This is a genomic window from Pseudomonas sp. Lb2C2, assembly GCF_052112205.1.
Classification (GTDB): Bacteria; Pseudomonadota; Gammaproteobacteria; order Pseudomonadales; family Pseudomonadaceae; genus Aquipseudomonas; species Aquipseudomonas kilonensis.
The window spans coordinates 55,240-77,502 of the sequence record NZ_JAUTYW010000001.1 but is presented as its reverse complement, the minus strand read 5'-3'; the positions used below and the strand labels follow the sequence as shown (position 1 = coordinate 77,502).

General features: G+C 59.9%; 22 protein-coding genes and 1 pseudogene. 9 read left to right on the top strand and 14 right to left on the bottom strand.

Annotated elements, in window-relative coordinates; all coding sequences use genetic code 11:
* Window positions 1–10: 10 nt before the first annotated feature.
* On the top strand, window positions 11–805 hold the full coding sequence (gene fabI / locus Q7F16_RS00345; protein ID WP_014339032.1) for an enoyl-ACP reductase FabI: 795 nt from the start codon (window positions 11–13) through the stop codon (window positions 803–805).
* 266 nt (window positions 806–1,071) lie between these two features.
* On the opposite strand, the gene Q7F16_RS00340 is transcribed toward fabI, so the two are convergent.
* The 4 genes from Q7F16_RS00340 to Q7F16_RS00325 all read right to left on the bottom strand — a co-directional run bounded on the left by Q7F16_RS00340 (window position 1,072) and on the right by Q7F16_RS00325 (window position 6,384).
* A complete protein-coding gene (locus Q7F16_RS00340; protein WP_046062900.1) occupies window positions 1,072–2,328 on the bottom strand; it encodes an MFS transporter in 1,257 nt (418 codons plus the stop codon).
* 263 nt (window positions 2,329–2,591) lie between these two features.
* The gene (locus Q7F16_RS00335; protein WP_409555376.1) at window positions 2,592–3,845 is read right to left on the bottom strand and encodes an OprD family porin; all 1,254 of its coding nucleotides are present in this window, start codon (window positions 3,843–3,845) and stop codon (window positions 2,592–2,594) included.
* A gap of 95 nt (window positions 3,846–3,940) precedes the next feature.
* Entirely contained in the window at window positions 3,941–5,245 is a 1,305-nt protein-coding gene (locus Q7F16_RS00330; protein ID WP_018600453.1) for a CitMHS family transporter, read from the bottom strand.
* 56 nt (window positions 5,246–5,301) lie between these two features.
* On the bottom strand, window positions 5,302–6,384 hold the full coding sequence (locus Q7F16_RS00325) for a 4-oxalomesaconate tautomerase (protein WP_046062784.1): 1,083 nt from the start codon (window positions 6,382–6,384) through the stop codon (window positions 5,302–5,304).
* A 169-nt stretch (window positions 6,385–6,553) separates the two neighbouring features.
* Between Q7F16_RS00325 and Q7F16_RS00320 the strand changes: the two genes are divergently transcribed.
* Window positions 6,554–7,444: a LysR family transcriptional regulator gene (locus tag Q7F16_RS00320; RefSeq protein WP_003200706.1), complete on the top strand. Its 891-nt coding sequence runs from the start codon at window positions 6,554–6,556 to the stop codon at window positions 7,442–7,444.
* On the opposite strand, the gene Q7F16_RS00315 is transcribed toward Q7F16_RS00320, so the two are convergent.
* The gene (locus Q7F16_RS00315; protein WP_409555375.1) at window positions 7,369–8,655 is read right to left on the bottom strand and encodes an MFS transporter; all 1,287 of its coding nucleotides are present in this window, start codon (window positions 8,653–8,655) and stop codon (window positions 7,369–7,371) included. The genes Q7F16_RS00320 and Q7F16_RS00315 overlap by 76 nt on opposite strands.
* 125 nt (window positions 8,656–8,780) lie before the next feature.
* Here Q7F16_RS00315 and Q7F16_RS00310 point away from each other — a divergent pair, with 125 nt between their 5' ends.
* Window positions 8,781–9,239, top strand: a complete 459-nt coding sequence (locus Q7F16_RS00310) for a winged helix-turn-helix transcriptional regulator (RefSeq protein ID WP_046062786.1) — start codon at window positions 8,781–8,783, stop codon at window positions 9,237–9,239.
* Window positions 9,240–9,251: 12 nt separating this feature from the next.
* Here Q7F16_RS00310 and Q7F16_RS00305 read toward each other — a convergent pair whose 3' ends face one another.
* Complete coding sequence (locus Q7F16_RS00305) at window positions 9,252–10,127, bottom strand: LysR family transcriptional regulator (RefSeq protein ID WP_046062787.1); 876 nt, start codon at window positions 10,125–10,127, stop codon at window positions 9,252–9,254.
* 142 nt (window positions 10,128–10,269) lie between these two features.
* Between Q7F16_RS00305 and Q7F16_RS00300 the strand changes: the two genes are divergently transcribed.
* Complete coding sequence (locus Q7F16_RS00300; RefSeq protein WP_409555374.1) at window positions 10,270–11,139, top strand: NmrA family NAD(P)-binding protein; 870 nt, start codon at window positions 10,270–10,272, stop codon at window positions 11,137–11,139.
* A gap of 109 nt (window positions 11,140–11,248) precedes the next feature.
* Here Q7F16_RS00300 and Q7F16_RS00295 read toward each other — a convergent pair.
* From Q7F16_RS00295 to Q7F16_RS00285, 3 genes and pseudogenes are all read right to left on the bottom strand, one after another.
* Window positions 11,249–11,467: pseudogene (locus Q7F16_RS00295) on the bottom strand (LysE family translocator); the annotation flags it as partial.
* Window positions 11,468–11,634: 167 nt separating this feature from the next.
* Window positions 11,635–11,904, bottom strand: a complete 270-nt coding sequence (locus Q7F16_RS00290) for a YceK/YidQ family lipoprotein (protein ID WP_409555373.1) — start codon at window positions 11,902–11,904, stop codon at window positions 11,635–11,637.
* A 55-nt stretch (window positions 11,905–11,959) separates the two neighbouring features.
* Window positions 11,960–12,088, bottom strand: coding sequence for a hypothetical protein (locus tag Q7F16_RS00285; protein ID WP_264084030.1), 129 nt, complete (start codon window positions 12,086–12,088; stop codon window positions 11,960–11,962).
* Window positions 12,089–12,115: 27 nt separating this feature from the next.
* On the opposite strand from Q7F16_RS00285, the gene Q7F16_RS00280 reads away from it, so the two are divergent.
* Window positions 12,116–12,757 (top strand): LysE family translocator, encoded by a 642-nt coding sequence (locus Q7F16_RS00280; protein ID WP_046062789.1) that lies wholly within the window; start codon window positions 12,116–12,118, stop codon window positions 12,755–12,757.
* 118 nt (window positions 12,758–12,875) lie between these two features.
* Here Q7F16_RS00280 and Q7F16_RS00275 read toward each other — a convergent pair whose 3' ends face one another.
* The 3 genes from Q7F16_RS00275 to Q7F16_RS00265 all read right to left on the bottom strand — a co-directional run bounded on the left by Q7F16_RS00275 (window position 12,876) and on the right by Q7F16_RS00265 (window position 15,770).
* Window positions 12,876–13,664 (bottom strand): creatininase, encoded by a 789-nt coding sequence (locus tag Q7F16_RS00275; RefSeq protein WP_014339023.1) that lies wholly within the window; start codon window positions 13,662–13,664, stop codon window positions 12,876–12,878.
* An 85-nt stretch (window positions 13,665–13,749) separates the two neighbouring features.
* Window positions 13,750–14,301, bottom strand: coding sequence for a VOC family protein (locus tag Q7F16_RS00270; protein WP_041476369.1), 552 nt, complete (start codon window positions 14,299–14,301; stop codon window positions 13,750–13,752).
* Window positions 14,302–14,339: 38 nt separating this feature from the next.
* Window positions 14,340–15,770: a purine-cytosine permease family protein gene (locus tag Q7F16_RS00265; protein WP_409555372.1), complete on the bottom strand. Its 1,431-nt coding sequence runs from the start codon at window positions 15,768–15,770 to the stop codon at window positions 14,340–14,342.
* Window positions 15,771–16,103: 333 nt separating this feature from the next.
* Between Q7F16_RS00265 and Q7F16_RS00260 the strand changes: the two genes are divergently transcribed.
* Window positions 16,104–16,772, top strand: coding sequence for an FMN-dependent NADH-azoreductase (locus Q7F16_RS00260; RefSeq protein WP_014339020.1), 669 nt, complete (start codon window positions 16,104–16,106; stop codon window positions 16,770–16,772).
* Between the two features lie 37 nt (window positions 16,773–16,809).
* Window positions 16,810–18,165 carry an amidase family protein gene (locus tag Q7F16_RS00255; protein ID WP_409555371.1) on the top strand — a complete coding sequence of 452 codons (1,356 nt, stop codon included), beginning with the start codon at window positions 16,810–16,812 and terminating at the stop codon, window positions 18,163–18,165.
* Here the strand turns inward: Q7F16_RS00255 and Q7F16_RS00250 are convergent.
* Both Q7F16_RS00250 and Q7F16_RS00245 read right to left on the bottom strand, forming a co-directional pair.
* Window positions 18,155–19,096 (bottom strand): LysR substrate-binding domain-containing protein, encoded by a 942-nt coding sequence (locus Q7F16_RS00250; protein WP_041476013.1) that lies wholly within the window; start codon window positions 19,094–19,096, stop codon window positions 18,155–18,157. The two genes, Q7F16_RS00255 and Q7F16_RS00250, sit on opposite strands and share 11 nt — an antisense overlap.
* A gap of 82 nt (window positions 19,097–19,178) precedes the next feature.
* A complete protein-coding gene (locus tag Q7F16_RS00245) occupies window positions 19,179–19,793 on the bottom strand; it encodes a DUF1989 domain-containing protein (protein ID WP_204127733.1) in 615 nt (204 codons plus the stop codon).
* Between the two features lie 129 nt (window positions 19,794–19,922).
* Between Q7F16_RS00245 and Q7F16_RS00240 the strand changes: the two genes are divergently transcribed.
* Both Q7F16_RS00240 and Q7F16_RS00235 read left to right on the top strand, forming a co-directional pair.
* Window positions 19,923–20,792, top strand: a complete 870-nt coding sequence (locus Q7F16_RS00240; RefSeq protein ID WP_041476012.1) for a LysR substrate-binding domain-containing protein — start codon at window positions 19,923–19,925, stop codon at window positions 20,790–20,792.
* Window positions 20,793–21,022: 230 nt separating this feature from the next.
* Window positions 21,023–22,243: a multidrug effflux MFS transporter gene (locus Q7F16_RS00235; RefSeq protein ID WP_409555370.1), complete on the top strand. Its 1,221-nt coding sequence runs from the start codon at window positions 21,023–21,025 to the stop codon at window positions 22,241–22,243.
* Window positions 22,244–22,263 lie beyond the last annotated feature (20 nt).

Below are 22,263 nucleotides of genomic sequence, written 5' to 3'. Positions count from 1 at the left end.
GGAGCAACACATGGGTTTTCTCGCCGGTAAGCGCGTACTGATCGTCGGTGTCGCCAGCAAGCTGTCCATCGCATCCGGCATCGCCGCCGCCATGCATCGCGAGGGCGCTGAGCTTGCCTTCACTTATCAGAACGACAAACTCAAGGGTCGTGTCGAAGAGTTCGCACAGGGCTGGGGTTCGAGCCCTGAGCTGTGCTTCCCGTGCGACGTGGCCAGCGATGAAGAAATCGCCAAGGTCTTCGAACAACTGAGCAAGAAGTGGGACGGCCTGGACTGCATCGTGCATTCCGTGGGCTTCGCCCCGGGCGACCAACTGGACGGCGACTTCACCGAAGCCACCACCCGTGAAGGTTTCCGCATTGCCCACGACATCAGCGCCTACAGCTTCGTGGCCCTGGCCAAGGCCGGTCGCGAAATGATGAAAGGCCGCAACGGCAGCCTGCTGACCCTGTCGTACCTGGGCGCCGAGCGCACCATGCCGAACTACAACGTCATGGGCATGGCCAAGGCCTCCCTGGAAGCCGGCGTACGCTACCTGGCCGGTTCCCTGGGCCCGGACGGCACTCGCGTCAACTGCGTATCGGCAGGTCCGATCCGCACCCTCGCCGCTTCCGGCATCAAGAACTTCCGCAAGATGCTGGCCGCCAACGAAGCGCAAACCCCGCTGCGTCGCAACGTCACCATCGAAGAAGTCGGCAACGCCGGCGCCTTCCTGTGCTCGGACCTGGCATCGGGCATCAGCGGTGAAATCATGTACGTGGACGGCGGCTTCAACACCACCGCCATGGGCAACATCGAAGAGTAATCTTCACCCGCACCACGCGTAAAAAAACGCCGCTCGCCTGGAAAGGGCAAGCGGCGTTTTTTTATGCCCACTACAAATCCCTTGTGGGAGCTAACGTGCGATGGGCAGTGGGTCTTCTGGCATTGATGTCGGCTGTGTCGCCGTCATCGCGAGCAAGCTCGCTCCCACATTGGTTTGGGGTTGGACGCGAGCGCCATGTTCAGCACCTCAGCCCGGAAAGCGGCGTCCGGGGTTGAACATTGCAGGGTCGAACTTGATACGCGACTTCAGGCAACTCTACCGTCAGGTACCGCAATGGTACCGGCCTGGGGAACGCGGCTTGGCCGGAAAGTCTCGGGCATCGCCAGCAACAGACCAAATGCCAACGCAGCAATCGCCGCCAGGGTCAGGAACGCCACGCTGTAGCCAGCCCCTTGCACCACAAAGCCGGCCAAGCTGTTACTCAACGCCGCGCCGAACCCGAACACCGTCGACAGCACCCCGAGGCTGACATTGAAACGCCCGGTGCCCTGGGTCAGGTCCTTCACCACCAAGGGAAACAGCGCGCCAAACATTCCGGCACCGATCCCATCGAGCAACTGCACCGCCACCAACCAATAGAGGTCGTCCGAGAACACGTACAACACACCTCGAATGGGCAGGATCAGGAAGCCGGCCAGCAACAACGGCTTGCGCCCCCAGGCATCGGCCTTGACGCCGACCAGCCACGCCATAGGCACCATGACCAGTTGCGCCGCGACGATACAGGCCGACGTCAGCGGCGTGGCCAGGTGTGCATTGGCCTGGGCGAGCTTCTGGCTGACCAGCGGGAGCATCGCCGCGTTCGCCAGGTGGAACAACCCGCAGCAAATGGCGAACAACAGCAGCGTGCGGTTATCCAGCAACACGCGCAGCGCCGAGGGTACCGGGCCCTGCACCGACTGACCGGCCTCCAGGCCTCGTGCCACGTCATGGTCGATGGCCTCGGCGGACACGCAACTGACCGCCACGACGCTGGCCAATGCCATCGCGGCCATCAGGTAGAACACCGCTATGGGACCGAACAGCCAGGCGAACCCACCCGCCAGCAGCGCTGCGCAGGCATTGCCCGCGTGGTTGAATGTTTCGTTGCGCCCAGTGCGCCGCGTAAAGGCCTTGGGGCCAGTAATGCCTAGGGAAATCGCCGCAATAGCCGGCGCAAAGACCGACGCCGCCACAGCGCCGAGCGCCTGGGTCAGCGCCACCAGGCCGAAGGAAGACGTGAACGGTAGCGCCAGGCACCCCAGCGTCACCATCAAGGCGGCCACAGCCACCACGGCACGTTTGCTGCGCACCCGGTCGATCAGCGCCCCGGCGGGCGCCTGTGCAACGAGCCCGGCCATCGCCGCCACTGTCATCACCACGCCAATGCTGGCCGGGTCCCAGCGATGCACCGCCAGCAGGTAGATCGCCAGGTAAGGACCCAGCCCATCGCGTACATCCGCGAGGAAAAAATTCAGGCCATCCAGGGAAAGGTTGTTGCGTCGGTCTCGGTTGCGATCCATGGCGGCCTCGACGGGCATTGCCCCAAAGAAAATTGACGCCATGATGTCGCAAAGAATCGAACCGGGCCACCGTGATGAGCGCGGAGCCACTGAGAGAACCGTGGCGAGGGAGCTTGCTCCCGCTGGGTCGCGAAGCGGCCCCAAAACCTGCCGAACGCGTAACACAGACACACCGCACCCGCCGGTTCACGACTGCTTCGCAGCCGAGCGGGAGCAAGCTCCCTCGCCACAGGTCCATCTTTTTCTTAAGTGAACCGCATGTCCTACCAAAGAGCGATGTCGTAAGTGAAGTAGACCCGGTTGCTGTCACGGCCACGGGAAAAGTCCGAGCGATAGACATAGTTACGCAGCTTCACCCCCAGCCCCTTGAACGTACCCTGCTGCACCACATAAGCGATCTCTGCGTCTCGCTCCCACTCTTTGACCGTGGTATTGGACTTGCCGTCGTTGCCGCTCAGGTAGCGGGTGGAAAATGTCAGGCCGGGCACACCGAGACGAGCGAAGTCGTAGCCGTAACCGAGCATCCAGGTCTTTTCGTCTTCCTCGATGAACTTGCCGATCCCGACGTTGCTGAAGGAATACACCGTGGCGCCACTGATGTAAGGCAGGCCCGCCTCGCCACTGAGGGTCTGGTAGCCGGCGCTCAGTGTGTGGCCGACCACGGCGTAGGACAGCGATCCGCTGAGCATGTCGTTGTCGATCTTGCCGCCGTAGGCCGAACCCGAATCGACGCTGTTGAAGTAGCGCAGGTCACTGGTCAATACCCCAGCGCCCAAGGGCAGATCATGCTGGATGCCGGCAAAATTCTGTCGATAGAAATTCTCCAACTCGCCATAGAAGTAACTCAGGCGGATGTTTTTGCCCAACTTGTAGTCGGCACCGGCATAGCTGAAGTCACCGGACTTATCGCCGCCGTAGCCATCGGGCACGATGGGCATGCTGTCGCTCGAATCGCGCAGCTTGAAACGCTCCAGATGCCCGCCGGTGAGGGTCAGGTTGTCGATGTCAGTGCTGCTGATCTGGGTGCCCTGGTAAGTCTGGGGCAACAGCCGTGCATCGTTGTAGACCAATACCGGGGTCTTGGGCAGCAAGGTGCCGTATTTGAGCGTGGTCTTGGCCACCCTGGCCTTGGCGGTCATCCCTGCGCTGGCGAACTCGTCGGCGGCGCGACCGTCGTCATGCACCGGCAGCAGGCCGGTGCCGCTGCGACCACGCCCGGAATCGAGCTTGACCCCGAGCAGGCCCAGGGCATCGACCCCGAAGCCAATGGTGCCCGGCGTAAAGCCCGATTGGTAATCCAGCAGGAAGCCCTGGGCCCATTCGGTGCGCTCACTCTTGGCGGTCCTCGCCGCCCGTGGGCTCATACCGTGCTCATCGCGAAAATTTTCGTTGAAGTAGACGTTGCGCAATTGCAGCTTGAGCTTGCTGTCGTCGATGAAACCTTCGGCGCTGGCCGAGGCCAGGGGCAACAGCCCAAGGATTGGAAACAAAGCCCCGCGGGTAAGCAAAGTGGTCATGTCGAGCTACTCGTTGTTGTTATTTGGCGTGCAAGCCAGCGCACACCCGCTTGCGAGGGCATGTCTGGCAGGGAAGCTAAAGTGTGTCGGGTGAATCAGGAAAACAGCGTCAGCGCCCCGGTCAGCAGGGCCAGCGCGGTAATCACCAGGGAGGTGAGCACCGCCCATTTGACGGTGGCTTTCTGGAAGTCGCCCAGGTCGCGGTCGACCATGCCCACCAGCAACAAGGTCGAGGCCACCAGCGGACTCATCAGGTGCACCGGCTGGCCGAGAATGGACGCCCGGGCAATTTCGACCGGATCAATGCCATAGGCAGCCGCGGCGTTGGCCAGGATCGGCACGACACCGAAGTAGTAGGCATCGTTGGACAGCACGAAGGTCAGCGGCATGCTGGTAATCGCCACCACCAGCGGGAAAAGATGGCCCCAGGAAGGCGGAATCCAGTCGACCAGGGTTTGTGCCAACGCATCGACCATTTTCGTCCCGGAGAAAATCCCGGCGAAGATGCCCGCGGCAAACACCAGCAGGACTACGGTCATGGCGTTGCCCGAATGGGCGAGAATGCGTTCCTTCTGAATATCCAGTTGCGGATAGTTGATCATCAGCGCCAGGACGAAACCGATCAGGAACAGGATCGCCGAATGCATGAGCCCCATCACCAGTGCGACCATCACCGCGACCACCAGCAGCAGGTTGACGTAGGCCAGTTTCGGGCGTTTGTGTGGCGTGTCTTCCATGATCGCGTTGATGTAGCAATTACCGCCGCCGCTTTGCAGTTGAACGTTGCCGATGCGCTTGCGCTCGGCACGACCCAACAGGAACGCCGTGAACACCACCCATGCGGCCCCACCGATCATGGTCGGCAGCAACGGCACGAAATACTCACCGGCATCCAGGCCCAGCGCTGCGATCGCACGGGTTGCGGGGCCGCCCCAAGGGGTCATGCCGCTCATGATGCTCAAGGAGAGCATGGAAACGGTCGCCAGGATCATCGGGTTCATGCCGATGCGCTTGTACAGCGGTAGCATCGCGGCACAGGTGATCATGTACGTCGTCGTGCCGTCACCGTCCAGCGCCACCAACAGCGACAGCAGCGCCGTGCCCACGGCGATCTTCATCGGGTCGCCATTGACCCGCTTGAGGATCTTGCGGATCAGCGGGTCGAACAGACCGGCGTCGATCATCAGGCCGAAAAACAGGATCGCGAACAACAGCAGCGCCGCCGACGGCGCGACCATTTTCAGGCCGTCCAGCATCATCTTGCCGGTGGTCCCGCCAAAGCCGCCGAGCACGGCAAAGACGATGGGCACCACCGTCAGGGCGACGATCGGTGACAACCGTTTGGTCATTATCAGGAAGGTGAAGACCACCACCATGGCCAAGCCAAGTAAAGCGAGCATATGTCAGATCTCTTGTTGTTATTGAGTAGCTGATGCAATGACGAGGTCTGCCTGGGCTATCCGGCCAGGCGCTGGGAAACCGTGGCGTAGACGAAACCAGAGAAAAGTCGGCGGGCGGTGCGTACCACCGAAGCACGAATGGTCTCACCCTTTTCGCCGGTGTAGGACAACACCACATCGATACCGCCGCTGGGGTGCTCGATGCGAACTTGCTGCAAACGCGGCTCACTGACGGTACCGAGCAACTGTGCGACGACGCTGCCCTCGGTCACGCACGCGGTGGCCAGGCCGATGGAGCCGGTGATCGCCAAAGCACGATGACAGCTGTGCGGCATGAAATAACGCACCTGGATCGTCCCACCAGACTTGGCCGGAGACACCAGCACCGGTTTGGGAATGACCTTGTCACTGACATCACCCAGGCCCATGGCCAGGCCGGCTTTCAGGCGCAGGGACTCCAGGCGCTGCAGGAAGGCTTTATCAGCGTCCAGTTCGGCGGGACTTTCATCGCCGCGCTTGCCGAGCTGACTGGCATCGACGATCACCATCGGCATCGCCATGTCGATGCACGTCACCGCAATGCCGTCGATCAGGTCCTGGGTTTGCCCGGTCGGGAAGAGTTTCCCCGTCTTGCTGCCTGCGGCATCAAGGAACGTCAGTTGCACCGGAGCGGCTGTGCCGGGCACGCCGTCGATGGCGGTGTCGCCTTCATAACTGACCTTGCCTTCCGGGGTTTGCACTTCGGAATTCACGAAAGTCCCGGTATTGAGGTTGCGAATACGCACACGGGTCAGGTCGCCGGTAGGCTTGACCAGGCCCTGCTCGATAGCGAACGGGCCGACGGCGCAGAGCATGTTGCCGCAGTTGGGGGCGGTATCGACCCGACGCTGGGAAACCATGACCTGGACGAACAAATAATCGACATCCGCGTCAGGGTGCAGCGATGGGCTGACGATCGCCACTTTGCTGGTTTGTGGACTGCCGCCACCGATGCCGTCGATTTCCAGCTCGTGGCCGGAGCCCATCAGGTTGAGCAGCAGCTCATCGCGTTCAGCGATGGCGACCGGCAGATCCCAGGCGAGAAACACCGGGCCTTTGGACGTACCGCCGCGCATTAGCACACAAGGAATTCGCTGCATGATCACTAACTCTTGTTAATCAATCTGGATAATTGATGCTCTGGAAACAAGAGTGTCAGGGTTTTAAAAGTGTTTCCAATGCAAAGATCAGAGCGATTATTGCGTTTCACAAATGAATTGTTTTACGCTAATTGCCATCGCGCACTGCCCTTTCCCGGTGAGGTAGCACATGGAATATGAACTCCAGGACATACGATCTTTCGTGAAAATCGCCGAACTTGGCAGTTTCCACGAAGCCGCCGACGCACTGCATCTGTCACAACCAGCCTTGAGCCGACGGATGAAAAAACTTGAGGAAGGCCTGGGAACCGCGTTGCTCGATCGCACGACCCGCAAGGTCAGCCTGACGAGTGTCGGGCGTGATTTCCTGCCCAAGGCGCGGCGCCTGCTGGATGATTTCGACGACTCGATTCTCAACATCCGCGAGTTGGCGGAGCGACAGATCGGCCGGGTGACCTTGGCGTGCATTCCTACGGCGGCCTTCTATTTCTTGCCTTCAGTGATTCGCCTCTATAACGAGCGCTACCCGAAAATCCGCATCCGCCTGCTCGACCTCAGCGCCAACGAAGGGCTCGAAGCGGTACTGCGCGGCGAAGCCGATTTCGGCATCAACATGATGAGCGGCCAGCACCCGGACATCGAGTTCGTACCCCTGGTCAACGAACCCTTTGTGCTGGCCTGCCGGCGCGATCATGAACTGGCTGAACGCAGTGCGGTTACCTGGTCCGAACTCAGTGATTATCGGCTGATCGGCGTCGGTCGCCTGAGCGGCAACCGCATGCTGCTGGACCACGCGCTGTCGGGCCTGAGCTGGCGTCCGCAATGGTTTTACGAAGTGCAGCACTTGTCGACGTCGCTGGGATTGGTCGAGGCTGGCCTCGGCGTGTCGGCGATGCCCAGCCTGGCGATGCCGGCCGGGGATCATCCAACGCTGGTCAGCGTGCCGCTGATCGAGCCGGTGGTAAACCGCTCGCTGGGCCTGGTCTACCGCCGGGGCGCATCGCTCTCCCCGGCTGCGGAAAAGTTTGTCTCGATCCTGCTTGAACAGTGGCCGCAATGAAGCGAGAGCCTCCATACCGCCAACGCGGCGAGGCTGATCAAGGCGCCTAGCAGGCTGACCGCCATCCAGCCCCACAGCGCATAGACCTGGGTCGCGGCCACCGCGCCCAGTGCGCTGCCCACCGAGTAGAAGCACATATAAGCGCCGACCATGCGACTTTGCGCGTCGGGACGTGCAGCGAAGATCAAGCTCTGGTTGGTGACATGCACGGCTTGCACCGCAAAGTCGAGCAACACCACGCCGCACACCAGTGCGATCAGGGAGGTCTCGGTAAACGCGATGGGCAGCCAGGAAAGCGTCAGGAGCCCCAGCGACCAGCCGGTAACGCGCCGTCCAAAACCTTGATCGGCCCAACGACCGGCCCTTCTGGCTGCCAGGGCCCCGGCGACGCCAGCCAGGCCAAACAGCCCGATAGCCGTGTGTGAAAGCGACAGCGGCGCAGCGCTCAACGGCAGCACCATAGCGGTCCATAACACCGAAAACGCGGCAAAGATCAGCAAGGCCAGCAGCCCCCGGACCCGTAGCACCGGCTCGGTCATGAACAGCTTGAACAGCGACCGGATGAGTGCCAGATAAGGCTGCCGGTCAGGGGGTGACACGGCGGCAGGCACCACTGCCCAGAACACTGCAGCAATGGTCAGCATCAATCCCGCGGAAACGAAATAAACCCCGCGCCAGCCCGCCAGGTCGGCGATCATTCCAGAGGTAAACCGCGCCAGGAGAATACCCAGGACAACGCCGCTGGTGACGGTTCCCACGGCCTGCCCCCGTTGAGAGGGCGAGGACAGCACGGCGGCATAGGCCACCAGCACTTGGACAACCACCGCCAGCAAGCCCATCACGATCATCGCCCCCAGCAAAGCCAACCAATGCTGGGCTGCACCGACGGCCGCCAGCACAAGCGCGGACAACACCAATTGCGCGCAAACCAGTCGTTTACGGTTGACCCTGTCCCCCAGCGGGACGATGAACAGCAACCCCAGCGCATACCCCACTTGAGTGGCCGTGACCACAACCCCGATCAATCCTGAAGCGACGCCCAGGCTCTCGGCCATCGAGGCGAGCAAGGGCTGGGCAAAGTAGACATTGGCGACGGCCAATGCACAGGTCACCGAAAACAATAACGTGAGCGCCGGCGAAAGCCCCGCACATTGCTCGTCACTCAAATTTCCCGAAGGCTGCTGGGTGAAACAGTCGGCATCTGCTGTCATGCACGCCTCCTTGGCGCTAAACTGGTTTCAATTAAAAACCTGAATGGATTGTCACCCGATCAGGTTTCAATTTGCAACCACAGACATCGACCGGATTTGCGATCCTTTTTCAGAAGGTCAATAGAATGGAAAACGCTTCACCGCAAAACAGCGAATGCCCGGTAGCCAGGACACTGGACGTGATTGGCGATCGCTGGTCGCTCATGATCATCCGCGACGCATTCGACGACATCCGCCGATTCAGTGAATTTCAAAAGAGCTTGGGCGTGGCCAAGAACATTCTGGCTTCGCGACTCAAAGCGTTGGTCGAGGTGGGTGTGTTCGACGTTCGCCCCGCCTCAGATGGAAGTGCCTACAAGGAATACGTCCTGACGGAGAAAGGACGAGAGATCTTTCCGGTCGTGGTCAGCCTGCGACAGTGGGGCGAACGCTTCCTGTTCGAGCCGGGAGAAACGCGTTCCGTGCTGTTGGACAACACGTCCGGGCAGGCGCTCATGCAGATGGATGTTCGATCCTCAAGCGGTCAGAAACTCGGACCGTCCGATTGCCACAGGGTGAGGCTCATTGCCGACAACCCGACGTGAGATTGATCGTCCCTACCCCTTCAGTACCAACGACATGTCCGGGTACCTGGCGCACATGAAATCGACAAATGCGCGAACCTTCGGTGCGGCAAGACGCCTGGACGTGTGCAAGACCCAGAGCTCGGCTTCTTTCCCCGATACCGTGCCCCACTGGACCAACTCGCCACTGGCCAACTGGCTCCATGCGATGGACTGTGGAATGAGGGCAGCCCCACCTCCGGCGATGGCTGCATCGCGGATCATCAGGAACGAAGAGAACCGCAGCCTGGGGATCGGCTCCAGAATCAGGCTGCCGCCGTCGAGTGTCCAACGGGTCGGCTCGAAACTGGACACCACAATGCCGGGAACTGAGCGGATGGCGCCGGGGGCAGGCCGAGGTAGTCCAGGCGCGGCCACCACCACCAGCCGGTCCTTGGCGAAGCAGCGGCCGACCAAACTGCTGTCCGGGCTGGGGTTGATCCGGATGGCGACATCAAATTGTTCCTCGACGAGATCAACCACGCGATCCTCCGCAATGACCTCGATCGTGACGTCAGGATAAGCCGCACAAAACGCTGCGCCGATGCCGCCCATCGCAAGCTGCGAAAACAGGACCGGGGCAGCGACACGCAAGCGTCCGCGAGGCGTCGATACGCCCTCCTTCGCCGCCGCCATGGCTTCCGCCACCTCGGCCAACGGCCCTTCGGCCCTGCTCAGCAGCAGCTCCCCAGCCTCGGTGAGCTTCAGCCCACGCGCACTGCGCTCGATCAGCCTGACGCCCAGTTGCTCCTCAAGGTCGGCGATACGGCGCGACAAGGTTGCCTTGGATATTCCGCTCGCACGGCTTGCCTTGCCCAAGCCCTCATTCGTTGCGACGAGGGTGAAATCGATCAGCGCGTTCAAGTTCATGCTGTTCCACTTTTGAAACGGAGTGTCTACATCCTGGCGCCTTCGTTTTGTTTCTGCAACGGAATATCGTTTGAACATCGCAACGGGCCGACAAGGCCGTTGCGGACTTTTCCGGCTACCCCCCTTTTGCAGGAGATTCAACATGAGCATTCTCGTTACCGGCGCCACGGGCACCATCGGTTCACTCATCATCCAGCGCCTCGCCGACGCAGGCGCCGACGTCAAAGCCCTCGTTCGCCAGGCTGGCAAGGGAACATTCCCGGCGGGCGTGACTGAAGTCGTTGCCGACCTCACCGATGTCCCTTCGCTGCGCGAGGCGCTGGTATCGGTGCGTACGCTGTTCCTGCTCAACGCCGTGACGCCCGACGAGGTGACACAAGCCCTCATCACCTTGAACCTCGCTCGCGAGGCTGGCATCGAGCGCATCGTCTACCTGTCGGTGATTCATGCCGACAAGTTCACCCACGTGCCGCACTTCACCGGCAAGCATACGGTCGAGCGCATGATCGAAAGCCTCGACATGGCCGCAACCATCCTGCGTCCGGCTTACTTCATGCAAAACGAATTGATGGTCCAGCAGACAATTCAGAACTACTCGGTGTACCCGATGCCGATCGGCTCGAAGGGCGTCTCGATGATCGATGCCCGCGACATCGCCGACATCGCCGCTGCCGAGTTGCTGCGACGCGACAAGGCACCTTCGGCCCTGGACCGTGTAACCCTGGAGCTGGTCGGCCCACAAGCACTGACCGGTGCCGCCGCGGCGAAGATATGGAGTTCCGCCCTGGGTCGCGAGATCGCCTACGGTGGTGACGATGTGGCCGCCTTCGAAGCACAATTGGCCGCGTACGGTCCCGCCTGGCTGGCTTATGACATGCGGCTGATGATGTCCGGTATCCAGACGTTTGGCATGCAGGCTGCTGAAGGAACCGTGGAACAGCTGCAGGCGATCCTCGGGGGTCCGTTGCGCACCTACGAAGACTTCGTTCGCGAGGCCATCGCCGGGGTTTGAACCGCCGGGGCAGTACTGTCAGGTCATCCTCGTCCAGCGTTGGGCCTCGGTCAGCGGATGACCAACCTGGCGTGCAACGAGGAAGGCTTGCTCCAGCAACGGCTACTCGCTAAGCCAGCTGGCGACCCCCTAGAGACAAAATCAAACCACCACACAGTCGATCAATTGCTTTTTTTCTACCTTGATAGGCGCAAGCAATCCTGGGCTGCGAAAGCGCAATTGCGACCATTGCATACCAGGCCATTGAAACCACCACCACAACTGCCAGCATCGACAAAAACGTGCCTGGCGAAACGTGGGCGGGAGCCGCGGCTGAAAAAACAGCGGCATTGATCGTTCCCACGCTCTGCGTGGGCATGCATCCCGTGACGCTCTGCGTCACCTTCCAGAAGCGGAACGCGGAGCGTCCCTGGCGACGTTCCCACGCAGGAGCGTGGGAACGATCGATAATGCCGCATTGCTGCCCCAAGGATTCACCCCGTCAAGGCAATACCACTACTCCTCGGCAGGCCTCATATGAAAAATCGTATAAGGCAGGATCAGCGTATCGGCGACGATGCTGAAAGGAAGGTCGACGATTGCAAAAGGTGCCAGAGCACGCGCGTATACGTCGTTGTCGTTCGTCGAAGCCTTGATGATCTCGATATCGGTCGCCGCACCGCAGTAGGGATGGCGACCGCAGAGCTGGCCCATGCCAAAGGTTTCGTTGGCCGTGGCGCATCCACCCAGCAACGCCATCGCCAAAACCATTACTACGATCCGCATGACGCGCCCTCCCCCGGGAAAGGCCGGACTGTAGCATCAAAGCCGCCCCAACGACTCAGCGCTCAAGACAAGGTCCCAGCAGGGTCGCGAACCACTCGATGAACACCCCGAGCGCGGCTACACCGATAGAAACGTTGTGACGGCTGTATTCAGGCAACCCCAGGTTCTCCTGTAGGATGCGCATCCTGTCAATCAGCCGCGAATGTGAACAATGGAACTGCACTCAATTCTCGCCTTTACCCTGGTCGCGGCCATCGCCATCGCCAGTCCTGGTCCTGCCACCCTGATGGCGATCAATAACAGCCTGGCCTACGGGCCGCGCTACGCGGTGTGGTCGTCGGTGGGCAACGCCAGCGGGCTGTTCTGCTTGTCGGCCGCCGCGATGCTGGGCCTTGGCGCGTTGCTCGCCAGCTCCGAGTGGCTGTTCAACGCCGTGAAAGTCCTCGGGGCGGGTTATCTGTTCTACCTGGGTGCCAGGCAACTGTTCAAAAAGAGCCCGATACTCGCGCAGGATGTGCAAGCGGACGGCACGACCAGCAAGCCATCGCGTTCAAAGCTGTACAAGTCGGCCTTCCTGACAGCCATCACCAACCCCAAGGCGACGATGTTCTTCACCGCCCTATTCCCGCAATTCATCGACCAGAGCGCCGCACTGCTGCCGCAGTTCCTGCTCCTCACCTCGATATTCGCAGGCTTGTCGCTGGTTTCCTTGAGCCTGTATGCCGCCATTGCGGCCCAGGCCAAAGGAGTGCTGAAACGGCCCGCGTTTTCCGTGTGGATCAGCAGGCTCGTTGGCTCGACGTTCATCGGCTTCGGTGCGGCCATTCTGGCGATGCGTCGACCGGCCGTTTAGGATGGCTGGATATGTCCCCCGCTCCCTGCCTTCGGGAAAAAAAATGGAACAGTGCTCGATGCCACGCGTAGACAGGTCGGTGGACACGGCCACGAATACACCGAGGGTGATCGACGTACTAGGCAATCCGGCCGCTGGACACAGTGAGCCTGAACTCTGACTGGACAGCCTGGACGATGCCGCTGATGACATCGATCACCAACAGCTTTCCCTTGTCGGCGCTGGAACCCTTCGCCGAGGACAGAACGCCACTGGCAGGTACCCATTCGATTCGCGTGGGGTACATATCGTAGACCGGGAACTCGGCCGGCCCGTGATCAGGAATCTTGTCCAGAGCAACCATCTGAGGGTAGTAATGCAACATCATCGACGTTTCGATGACCGCCGCATGTTCCAAGGCGATTCCCGGAAAACCATCGACAAATATCTTGTCGAGCGTCTTTGGGTTGACGAACTCCCAGTGCTCCAGGCGCATGACTTCCAGCCCGCTATCCGGGCCAATGTCACGCATTGCCAGCTCAATGCCCTCGGTCACGAACCATTGGTTTTCATAGTGACCGATCACCAGTACCAACCGCTTCACACCATGGCGATGGAACTCACGTATGGCATCCCGAACCATGGCGATCAGGGTTGCGCCATCCACGCTGGTTGTTCCGCAAAAGTGCTGCCCGCCGCCACACTTGGGCTGGGATTTGTAGCCATAGGACAACGTCGGGGCGACGATGCCATCAATTGCCCTGGCCACGTCTTCGCTGATTGCGCTAGCCAGCAAGGCGTCGGTTCCCAGAGGCAGGTGAGGCCCGTGCTGCTCCGTTGCGCCGATGGGCAGAAACACCACGGCACCTGATTGCACCCGGCGCTCATAATCGACCCAACTGATGTTATCCATCCGAACATTGTTCATGAGGTTGTACTCCTGATGTCATTTCGAAGTGGCGAGCACCTCGGCGCATGACAGGTCATCAGCGCCGAGGTGATGCCGCGTGAACTTATGCGCGCGGCGGGTACCACGACTCCGGTTCCGGATAATCCCAATCGGAAGGAAATGCATAGGTTTCAAATACGGTGGTGGTCTCTGCCTCGGTGCCGAAGAACGCGAAATGATTCACGCCCATCCAGGAACCTGACTGCACGCATTTGAAGCCCCGTCGCTCCAATTCAGCGATGCGATCTTCGAACGGGATGTTGTTGCAGTCATACGCGACGTGCTGGATGCCTTCGCCATGCTTGTCGAGGAAATCAGCGAAAATCGTCGGCCCGGAGACAGGTTCCATCAGCTCCCAGACCATGTTGCCGGACTGCGCGAAGCAAACTTTCAGTACAAAGTCGGCCGGTTCACCGTGGTAAGTCTGGTTTTGGGTGTTTTCCGGGCTGAAGGTGTAGACCCGCCACGGACCGATCCCCAGCTTGAGTAAGCCATCCATGGTGCGTTTGTGGTCACGCGTCACGATCGCGATTTCCACGACGTTGCCCAGGAACGCATCAATCTCGGCACCGGCGTTCAACGCCGCCAGCACATTGTTTTGTTCAAGATGGGACATTTGCATTAACCTCTTTCAATGAATAACAAGACTATTTCTTACTTGGCCATGGCCGATGAATGAATAACTTCCGTTCGCCGTGATCGGTGCAACGCGTAATAAATACCGCCGCCCACGCTAAACCCCGCCAACCAAGACAGATCGATACCGCCCAATGCCATTGCCAGAGGGCCTTGTAGTGATTTAATGGTGCCCACCTGGAATAACCAGGCCGCCAGCACGCCAGCGGCAAGTGCAAACATGCCCTTCCAGTTCACGTCAGTGCAGGCACTTTCCAAGTGATGGCAATAAAGCGATTGAAGATCGAGCTGACCACGGCGAATCAGGAAGAAGTCAACCAGCGTGATACCTGCCCAGGGGCTGATCCACACCACGAAGAAGACCATCAGGTTTTCAAAGGCATGCACAAACTCGCCGGATTGCAGGAACAGATAGAGGATGAACAGTGCGACCACACCCGAGACGCTTGAAACCACCCAACGTGGTACTCGCAGATCCAGCGACAACGTTGCCAGTGCCGCCGAGTAAATGACCACGATATTAGTGGCCACCGGACCGTGTAACAGCACCAGAAGTACCGGCAACGCCATCGTGCCGAACACTGCAATGATGAGTTGCGCAGGGTCCGAACCTGCACCCGCAGAAGCAATGGCAGCGCCAAGAAACGCCAGCCACACCGTGGGCAGGAACATGCCGAGGAATGTCGAGCGAAATACCTGGCCATCCGAGAGTTTGCGCTGGGTGAAGCGAGTGTAATCCGAGGCGTACACCAGCCACGAAATGCCCCAGCCGATTCCGATCGCTGTCATCAGGCTGCTCATGGCCGACAGTTTGCCGATGCCCTCGGTGGTCGAGGCCTGCCACTGGATATCCACCTGGGTGAAGGCGAGCCCGGTCATCACGACCATGATCAGCAGGATCACCGGCATCGTGTAGCGCTCAAAGCACTTGATGGCATTGAAGCCCCAGGCGGCGATACCCACTTGGATGACCATGACCCCCAAAGCGATAGCGTACTTGAGCTCCATGCCTGCGCTGATACCGACTTTTTCCAAGGCGGCCATCGCAAGGTCCAGGACTATCCATGTGTTCGTGGCAACCCACCCCATCGGCATCAGTACTTGCATGATGGTTGGCAGGTAGGCACCGCGTCGGCCGAATGCCAACCGGGAAAGCACCATTTGCGGCACTCCCGTGCGGTGGCCCATGATGCAAATGGCACCGAACAAGGCGGCGCCCAACAGGTTGCCGACCACGATCACCAGCAGGGTTTCAATCAGGCTCAAACCCAACTGGATACCGATTGCACCCAACACCCAATTGATCGGCGCGACATTCGCCCCGGCCCAGATCCAGAACTGGTCCAGCGGTGTTGAAGTACGATGGCTATCGGGCACCGGCTCAATGCCCAGCGCATCGTAATTGACTTCGTTAATTAAGGTTTCTTCAGACTCGCGACGCATTGACATTATTGTTTTCCTCGCTGACCGGCGACCACGTGAATCGCCCCGAGCCATTAAAGCGAGGTCGGTACTTTTATGTAATTGACGATAACTAAACTGTTCTTTAGAAAAATTGCCGGGTTAAGTTTTTCTCAATTTCGCAAATCACTCTGGTATGAGATATCCACGCCATGCCGAAAAACAGAAGGCATTTCGATCGAGCCCGACGAATAAAAATCGCTTATTGAATTTTATTTGTCGCACCTCAAATAAATGTCAATAGCCGAAGTGCCGAAGGTCATGGCCAACTTGTTGCAATCGCTGAGGTAATTCCACCTCAGGGTTAACAGGAAAGATGAAATGACCACCCTTCTTCACATTGATGCCAGTGCACGATCCGACCGTTCGCTAAGCCGTAAACTGTCCCAGGCTTTTGTCGACGCCTGGGTCGAACGTGATGGCAAGACGCAAATCATCACCCGTGACGTTGGACATAACCCCCCTCCGTTCGTGACCGAAGCCTGGATCGCCGCGGTTTTTACACCCGAAGAACACATGACGCCGCAAAAGCGCGAGGAAATTCGCCTCTCGGATGAACTGATCGACGAGATCGACCGGGCCGACATCATCGTAATCGGCACCCCCATGTACAACTATGGGATGCCAGCTGCCCTCAAGTCGTGGTTCGACAAAGTGATTCGTATCGGCAAGACTTTCACATTCGACCTCGACCGGGGCGACTACCCTCTGGAACCCATCATGAGCGGCAAGAAGCTAGTCATCTTGTCTTCCCGGGGCGAGTTTGGATTTGGCCCGGGTGGCGTGCGTGAAGCCATGAACCATCTGGACACGCACATTCAGACCTGTGCGCACTACCTGGGCGTGAATGAGACCCATGTCATCTCCATCGACTACCAGGAGTTCGGCGACACTCGCCATGAAGCGTCCATCGCGAACGCTTTCGATGCCGTTCCCGTCCTGGTCAGGCAAATGATCGAGGAACGGCAAAGCCAGCTGTCTCCGGCTTGATGCCCTGTATCGCCGCCAAACCAACGATGGGGAAATCATGATCACCATGCTGCAAACCGCCGAGCGCCTGAGACAGGGCCTTACCACACCTGATGAATTGATCGAGTCAGCATTGATCCGGGCCAGGAACTCAAAGCACATATTCATTTCCACATTGGAACAACGCGCCATCGCTGACGCTAAGGCGTCGACCCAACGGTGGCGGGAGGGAACTCAGTTAAGCGCTCTGGACGGCATCCCCTACGCGGTCAAGGACCTGTTGGATGTTGTGGGCAGTCGAACAACCGCCGGCTCCATTACCCGGATCGACGCGCCCATGGCAGCCGTGGATGCAGCCGTCATCGCAGCCCTCACAGCGCAGGGGATGATCCCGATGGGTAAAACCAACCTCACGGAGTTTGCCTATTCCGGCCTGGGCCTGAATCCTCATTTTGGAACGCCGGTTTCCGACCTCGTGGGCGACGACAGCCGCGTGCCTGGCGGGTCATCTTCCGGCTCGGCGATTGCGGTTCAACGGGGCATCGTCAGCAGCGCCATTGGCACTGATACCGCAGGTTCGATTCGCATTCCAGCGGCGTTCAATGGCTTGGTTGGATACAAGGCTTCCACGGGCCGCTACAGCATGGCAGGTGTTCATCCGCTTGCCGTCACCCTTGATAGCTTGGGTTCTTTCGCTCGTACCGTTGCCGATTGCTCGGCGCTTGATGCGGCGATGCGTGGTTTCAGCGGCGTGGCCATTCAGGCCGCCAACCTTTCAGGCCTGCGCTTTTTGGTCGACGACGGTGTGATCGCTGACCCGGCGCTACAGCCTGCGGTACACCACAACCTTGTCTCAATGATGGAGCGGCTTCGTGAGGCCGGTGCGCAAGTTGAGTATCGGACGATTGTCACAGTCGCCCATACCCGTGAACTGATTAGTCGCTCAGGCTGGTTGGGGGCGATAGAAGCCTGGCGCCTCCTGGGCCCGGTCGTAGAGGGTCCGCTAGGCGCTCGGATGGACAGGCGTGTACAGGCTCGCCTGCGCTCGGCCAAGGAAATCGACCTGGCCACCGAAGCCAGGATTCGACATCTGCGCGAGGGGTTGATGGCTGCAATCGAGGACGAGCTCGACGGCGCCATTCTGGTGATGCCGACGGTCAAGCATGTCGCACCGCCGATGGCGCCACTGGAGAATGACGACGCGCTTTTTGCGGCCGTGAACCTTGAGACCCTGTCACTCACCATGATTGGAAGCCTGCTGGATATGCCAGGCGTGGCAATTCCGTCCGGGAAGGACAGTGTCGGGCTCGCCACCTCAACCCTGTTCTCGACGACCCGAGGCCATGATGATCAACTGCTCAGTGCAGCCCTGGCGATAGAATCGACCCTTCTCGCCGCAGGCTTCAGGACGTAAGCGCCAGTTGTTGCCCTGCCACCTCATCAAGGGTGTTTTCCCTGAACGACTTTGCCTCGCCCAGGAGCCACTCCCTGAACAACGAAAGACTGCGGCGAGGATTGCCATGGTTATCTTCTATCAGGTGGTAGGTGAACCCGGTCAACGTCGGGCCCAGCACCCGACGAATCCGACCAGAGCGAAGCTCATCGTCAATCAAGACATCACTGCACAGCAAGGGTCCCAACCCTCGTTCCAGCGCATGCAGTGCAAGGCTTTCTTCGCTGTACCACGAGATGCGCAGGTCCCGGGATGCATCGTGTTCGGTCCGGGCCAGCCAGGCAGACCACGTGGGGGCTTCGAGTGCCTGATTCTTCCATTTGAACGCCAGCAGCGGTCGATTATGAAAGTCGTCGATCGTTGCCGTGCGCTCGACCGGGCAGATGCTTTTATCCGCGACGGCGATGTACCGATCCTCGAACAGCACCGGGCCTCGCACACCGGCATCGACTGGGCCATATCGAATCGCCAGATCGACGGTCTCTGAACGCAGATCCACCAGTTTCTCCGAGGCGTGTATCGACACCACGATGCTTGGATAAATCTCGTTGAACTTCGCCAGGCGCGGCATGAGCCATCGTTCCGCAAATGCACGCGTGGTGGACACCTGGATGGCATCGCCCTCCTTTGCCCCACCCAGCAGGGCAAAGGCCTGGGCAATCTGGTCAAAACCGTCTCGCAACAACGGATAGATGGCTTTACCCGCGGGCGTGAGGGTCACCGTCCGCCCCCGTTCAAGGAGCTTTTGCCCCAACCCGTCTTCCAGTTGCCGGACCTGATGACTGACCGCGGCGACGGTCACGGAGAGCTCGTTCGCGGCCGCGGAAAAACTCTGATGGCGTGCAACGGCTTCAAACGCTCGCACGGAATTCAGAGGGGGGATCTTGCGCATGATTGTCTCCTGGCATCTGGACGGTATGCTTGCAGCGGATTCAGTGCCCTGCCGGCGGACAACGCTCGCCCGCAGGCTGGCATCAGAGGATGCAGTAGTGAACGTCCCGGGGCTCCCTTCCATTTACGGCAGTAATGTCCTGGGGACAAGCAGAGAGCACCACAATCGCGTCCATTTCCGCTGTAAGGCAAACATACTGCCCCGGCTCACTGACCGGCGCGGCGAACTCGATGCGCCCGTCCGGATGAATCGGAACGTTCATGAAAAGGTTCAAGGGACTCGGAGTTTCGATCGCCACCAGGCCGAGGGCATCCAAGGCCAAAAAGAGGTTTTCATTGCAACTGTCGTGATGGCCGACAACCCCCAGTTGCACGTAACGCGTCGGGTCGCAAGCGGCAACCAGCGTGTCATGCACGCCGGGCGAAGTGTCCTGCGTAAGCGTGAGGATTTTTCGACGTTTGTTGGTCACGAGACTGTCCCCCTTGCACGGATTGAGCTTCAACCAAAAAGGCCGACTGTGCTCCATCGACATGGCTTCGCAGAGGTCATCCGGGTTGAACGCCCAGGTATCGACGACCTGCTTGCCATGGGTGTTAATGAGCTTGAGGGTTTGCCCCCGATGCAACCGGACCGCAACACCACGCCGGGCAGGCAAGCGGACCAGTGCTGCGCTATGAATCGTATCTACTGCATTCATGTCGTTGTTCTCCTCGCAAGACGAAAGGCCGACGGGCCGAGTCTCTTCACTCAAGGAAAACACAGCACAAAACCGCAAACCAATAATATAAAGTGGCCTCGGTATAAGTTGAATTTATAGGGTAGGCCCATGCGAATCCGGCAGCTTGAGTGTTTCAGGACCTTGATGATCCACGGCACGATGACCCGCGCGGCAGAGCTTTTGAGCATCTCTCAGCCGGCCATCAGCAGCACCATCGCCAATCTGGAACATGAGACGGGTCTCAAGCTGTTCGTGCGCAAAGGCGGTCGCCTGCAACCCACACCTGAAGCCCGACTGTTTTTCGTCGAAGCTGAGCGTGCGCTGGAAGCGGTGGAAAAAACCCATCGCATCGCCAAGGAGATCAGGACGGGAAAACGGGGCCATCTGGCGATCGCGGCCTACGCCAGTATCTCGATCAACCTGCTGCCGCGGTTGATGGCCGAGTTCGCGAAGGAGCGTCCAGGCCTGGAGCTCAAGATCATCACCCGAAACTCCCAGTCTGTCCGTGAGTTGATGACAACGCAGCAATTCGACCTGGCCATTGCCGAACTGCCGCTCGACTACCCGACCGCCAACATGGAGGTGATTTCGTATGAATGCCAGTGCATGGTGCCGATGGGGCACCCTCTCGCAGAGTTGGAGGTGATTACCCCGGCAGATCTGGATGGCGTACCGTTCGTTTCGCTATTCAAGGGCGATCCTATCTATCAGCAGTTGGCCATGGCTTTTTCGGCCTACGGGTCGTCCTGGAACGTGGTGGCCGAGACAGAGTTCTTCTCGACGGCGTGCGAACTGGTCGGCGCCGGCATGGGTGTCGGGATCGTCGATCCGGTGGTCAGCCGATCCTTCACTCGCCATCTTGTCCTGAGGCCCTTCTCACCGGCGATCAGATACGAAATTGCGCTACTGCTTCCCACACAGGAAGAGCCGTCACAGCTGGCGCGAGAGTTTGTGCATTACCTCAGGCAACACCTTTGACATTCGTGGTTACGGCATCGCTAAGCACAAGCGATGCGCCTCATACCTGTCCCTGAATCCAAACCACCAAGAATTAACTTGACGCCTGAGATGATGATCATCATATTTAGTCGAAATATTATGACCATCATGTTGTTGACGAGCCGTTACAGCGTGATGGGCATGCCAGCAACGCCACGGGCCGCAGACTCAGGTTGAGGCACGCCATCCACCCGCGTAGGAGATGACGTATGGAAGCCAGAACTTCATTGGCGATCACCGCTGCGCAACCGCACGCCACCACACAACCATTGACCGGCAAAGTCGTAGCGCTGCTTGCAGGCCTGGCGGCGATCAGCATGCTGTCTACCAACATCATTCTCCCGGCGTTCGCAGATATCGGCGAAGACCTGGGCGTGACTGCTCGCGAGCTCGGCCTGACGCTGTCCAGCTTCTTCATCACGTTCGCCTTGGGCCAGTTGGTGGTCGGGCCACTGGCCGACCGCTACGGGCGCCAGAAACTGGTGCTCGGCGGCCTGTCGGTGTTCGTGGTCGGCACCGTCATCGCCGGCCTTGCCACCACCCTTGATGTGCTGATCGCCGGACGTGTCGTCCAGGCGCTGGGCGTGTGCGCAGCCTCGGTGCTGTCGCGCGCCATCGCACGGGATCTGTTTGAAGGCGAGACGCTCGCCCGGGCCCTGTCGCTGACGATGATCGCCACCGCCGCGGCGCCGGGTTTTTCGCCGCTGGCCGGCAGCGTCCTGTCCGTCACACTTGGCTGGCGCGCCATCTTCATCCTCGTGGGACTGGCCGCCGTGGTACTGGCCTTTTTCTACGTGCGCGACCTCGGAGAAACCCATCCCGCCGATCGCCGGGCGCCGCACTCAGCCAAGAGCGTGGTGCTCGCCTATGGCAGATTGGCGCTGGACAGGCGCTTCATCCTCCCTGCCCTTTCAATGAGCCTGCTGATGAGCGGCCTGTTCGCCTCCTTCGCGGCCGCGCCCGCCATCCTGATGCAAGGTATCGGCCTGACTTCGTTGCAGACCGGCCTGTATTTCGCCGCTACGGTATTCGTCGTGTTCGCCGCCGGCATGGCGGCCCCGCGCCTGGCGCATCGTCATGGCACCCGAATCGTCACACTCGTGGGCATTGCCTGCGCCATGGCCGGAGGCGGCCTGCTGCTCGTCGGTCCAGCCGCGCCTGGTCTTGGGTGGTATGCCCTCTCGATGGTCACCTTCCTGTGGGGCATGGGCCTGGCCAATCCGCTGGGCACGGCAATCACCATGGGCCCTTTCGGCAAGGAAGCCGGGATGGCCTCCGCACTGCTGGGTTTTCTCTCCATGGGTGCGGCTGCGCTGACCACCTGGCTGGCCTCGGTCTTGAGCTTCGCGCCGGTCACGACGCTGGGTGGGATTCAAGCGACGGCCTGCCTGGTGGCGCTGGTGCTGTTTCTCTTGCGGGGTAGGCTTTGAGGGCGTTTTCTCGGCCAAGC

Excerpts from the sequence above, each read along its gene's own strand:
- fabI (WP_014339032.1), top strand. The coding sequence starts at position 11 with ATGGGTTTTCTCGCCGGTAAGCGCGTACTGATCGTCGGTGTCGCCAGC.
- Q7F16_RS00340 (WP_046062900.1), bottom strand. The coding sequence starts at position 2,328 with ATGGATCGCAACCGAGACCGACGCAACAACCTTTCCCTGGATGGCCTG.
- Q7F16_RS00335 (WP_409555376.1), bottom strand. The coding sequence starts at position 3,845 with ATGACCACTTTGCTTACCCGCGGGGCTTTGTTTCCAATCCTTGGGCTG.
- Q7F16_RS00330 (WP_018600453.1), bottom strand. The coding sequence starts at position 5,245 with ATGCTCGCTTTACTTGGCTTGGCCATGGTGGTGGTCTTCACCTTCCTG.
- Q7F16_RS00325 (WP_046062784.1), bottom strand. The coding sequence starts at position 6,384 with ATGCAGCGAATTCCTTGTGTGCTAATGCGCGGCGGTACGTCCAAAGGC.
- Q7F16_RS00320 (WP_003200706.1), top strand. The coding sequence starts at position 6,554 with ATGGAATATGAACTCCAGGACATACGATCTTTCGTGAAAATCGCCGAA.
- Q7F16_RS00315 (WP_409555375.1), bottom strand. The coding sequence starts at position 8,655 with ATGACAGCAGATGCCGACTGTTTCACCCAGCAGCCTTCGGGAAATTTG.
- Q7F16_RS00310 (WP_046062786.1), top strand. The coding sequence starts at position 8,781 with ATGGAAAACGCTTCACCGCAAAACAGCGAATGCCCGGTAGCCAGGACA.
- Q7F16_RS00305 (WP_046062787.1), bottom strand. The coding sequence starts at position 10,127 with ATGAACTTGAACGCGCTGATCGATTTCACCCTCGTCGCAACGAATGAG.
- Q7F16_RS00300 (WP_409555374.1), top strand. The coding sequence starts at position 10,270 with ATGAGCATTCTCGTTACCGGCGCCACGGGCACCATCGGTTCACTCATC.
- Q7F16_RS00290 (WP_409555373.1), bottom strand. The coding sequence starts at position 11,904 with ATGCGGATCGTAGTAATGGTTTTGGCGATGGCGTTGCTGGGTGGATGC.
- Q7F16_RS00285 (WP_264084030.1), bottom strand. The coding sequence starts at position 12,088 with ATGCGCATCCTACAGGAGAACCTGGGGTTGCCTGAATACAGCCGTCAC.
- Q7F16_RS00280 (WP_046062789.1), top strand. The coding sequence starts at position 12,116 with ATGGAACTGCACTCAATTCTCGCCTTTACCCTGGTCGCGGCCATCGCC.
- Q7F16_RS00275 (WP_014339023.1), bottom strand. The coding sequence starts at position 13,664 with ATGAACAATGTTCGGATGGATAACATCAGTTGGGTCGATTATGAGCGC.
- Q7F16_RS00270 (WP_041476369.1), bottom strand. The coding sequence starts at position 14,301 with ATGTCCCATCTTGAACAAAACAATGTGCTGGCGGCGTTGAACGCCGGT.
- Q7F16_RS00265 (WP_409555372.1), bottom strand. The coding sequence starts at position 15,770 with ATGTCAATGCGTCGCGAGTCTGAAGAAACCTTAATTAACGAAGTCAAT.
- Q7F16_RS00260 (WP_014339020.1), top strand. The coding sequence starts at position 16,104 with ATGACCACCCTTCTTCACATTGATGCCAGTGCACGATCCGACCGTTCG.
- Q7F16_RS00255 (WP_409555371.1), top strand. The coding sequence starts at position 16,810 with ATGATCACCATGCTGCAAACCGCCGAGCGCCTGAGACAGGGCCTTACC.
- Q7F16_RS00250 (WP_041476013.1), bottom strand. The coding sequence starts at position 19,096 with ATGCGCAAGATCCCCCCTCTGAATTCCGTGCGAGCGTTTGAAGCCGTT.
- Q7F16_RS00245 (WP_204127733.1), bottom strand. The coding sequence starts at position 19,793 with ATGAATGCAGTAGATACGATTCATAGCGCAGCACTGGTCCGCTTGCCT.
- Q7F16_RS00240 (WP_041476012.1), top strand. The coding sequence starts at position 19,923 with ATGCGAATCCGGCAGCTTGAGTGTTTCAGGACCTTGATGATCCACGGC.
- Q7F16_RS00235 (WP_409555370.1), top strand. The coding sequence starts at position 21,023 with ATGGAAGCCAGAACTTCATTGGCGATCACCGCTGCGCAACCGCACGCC.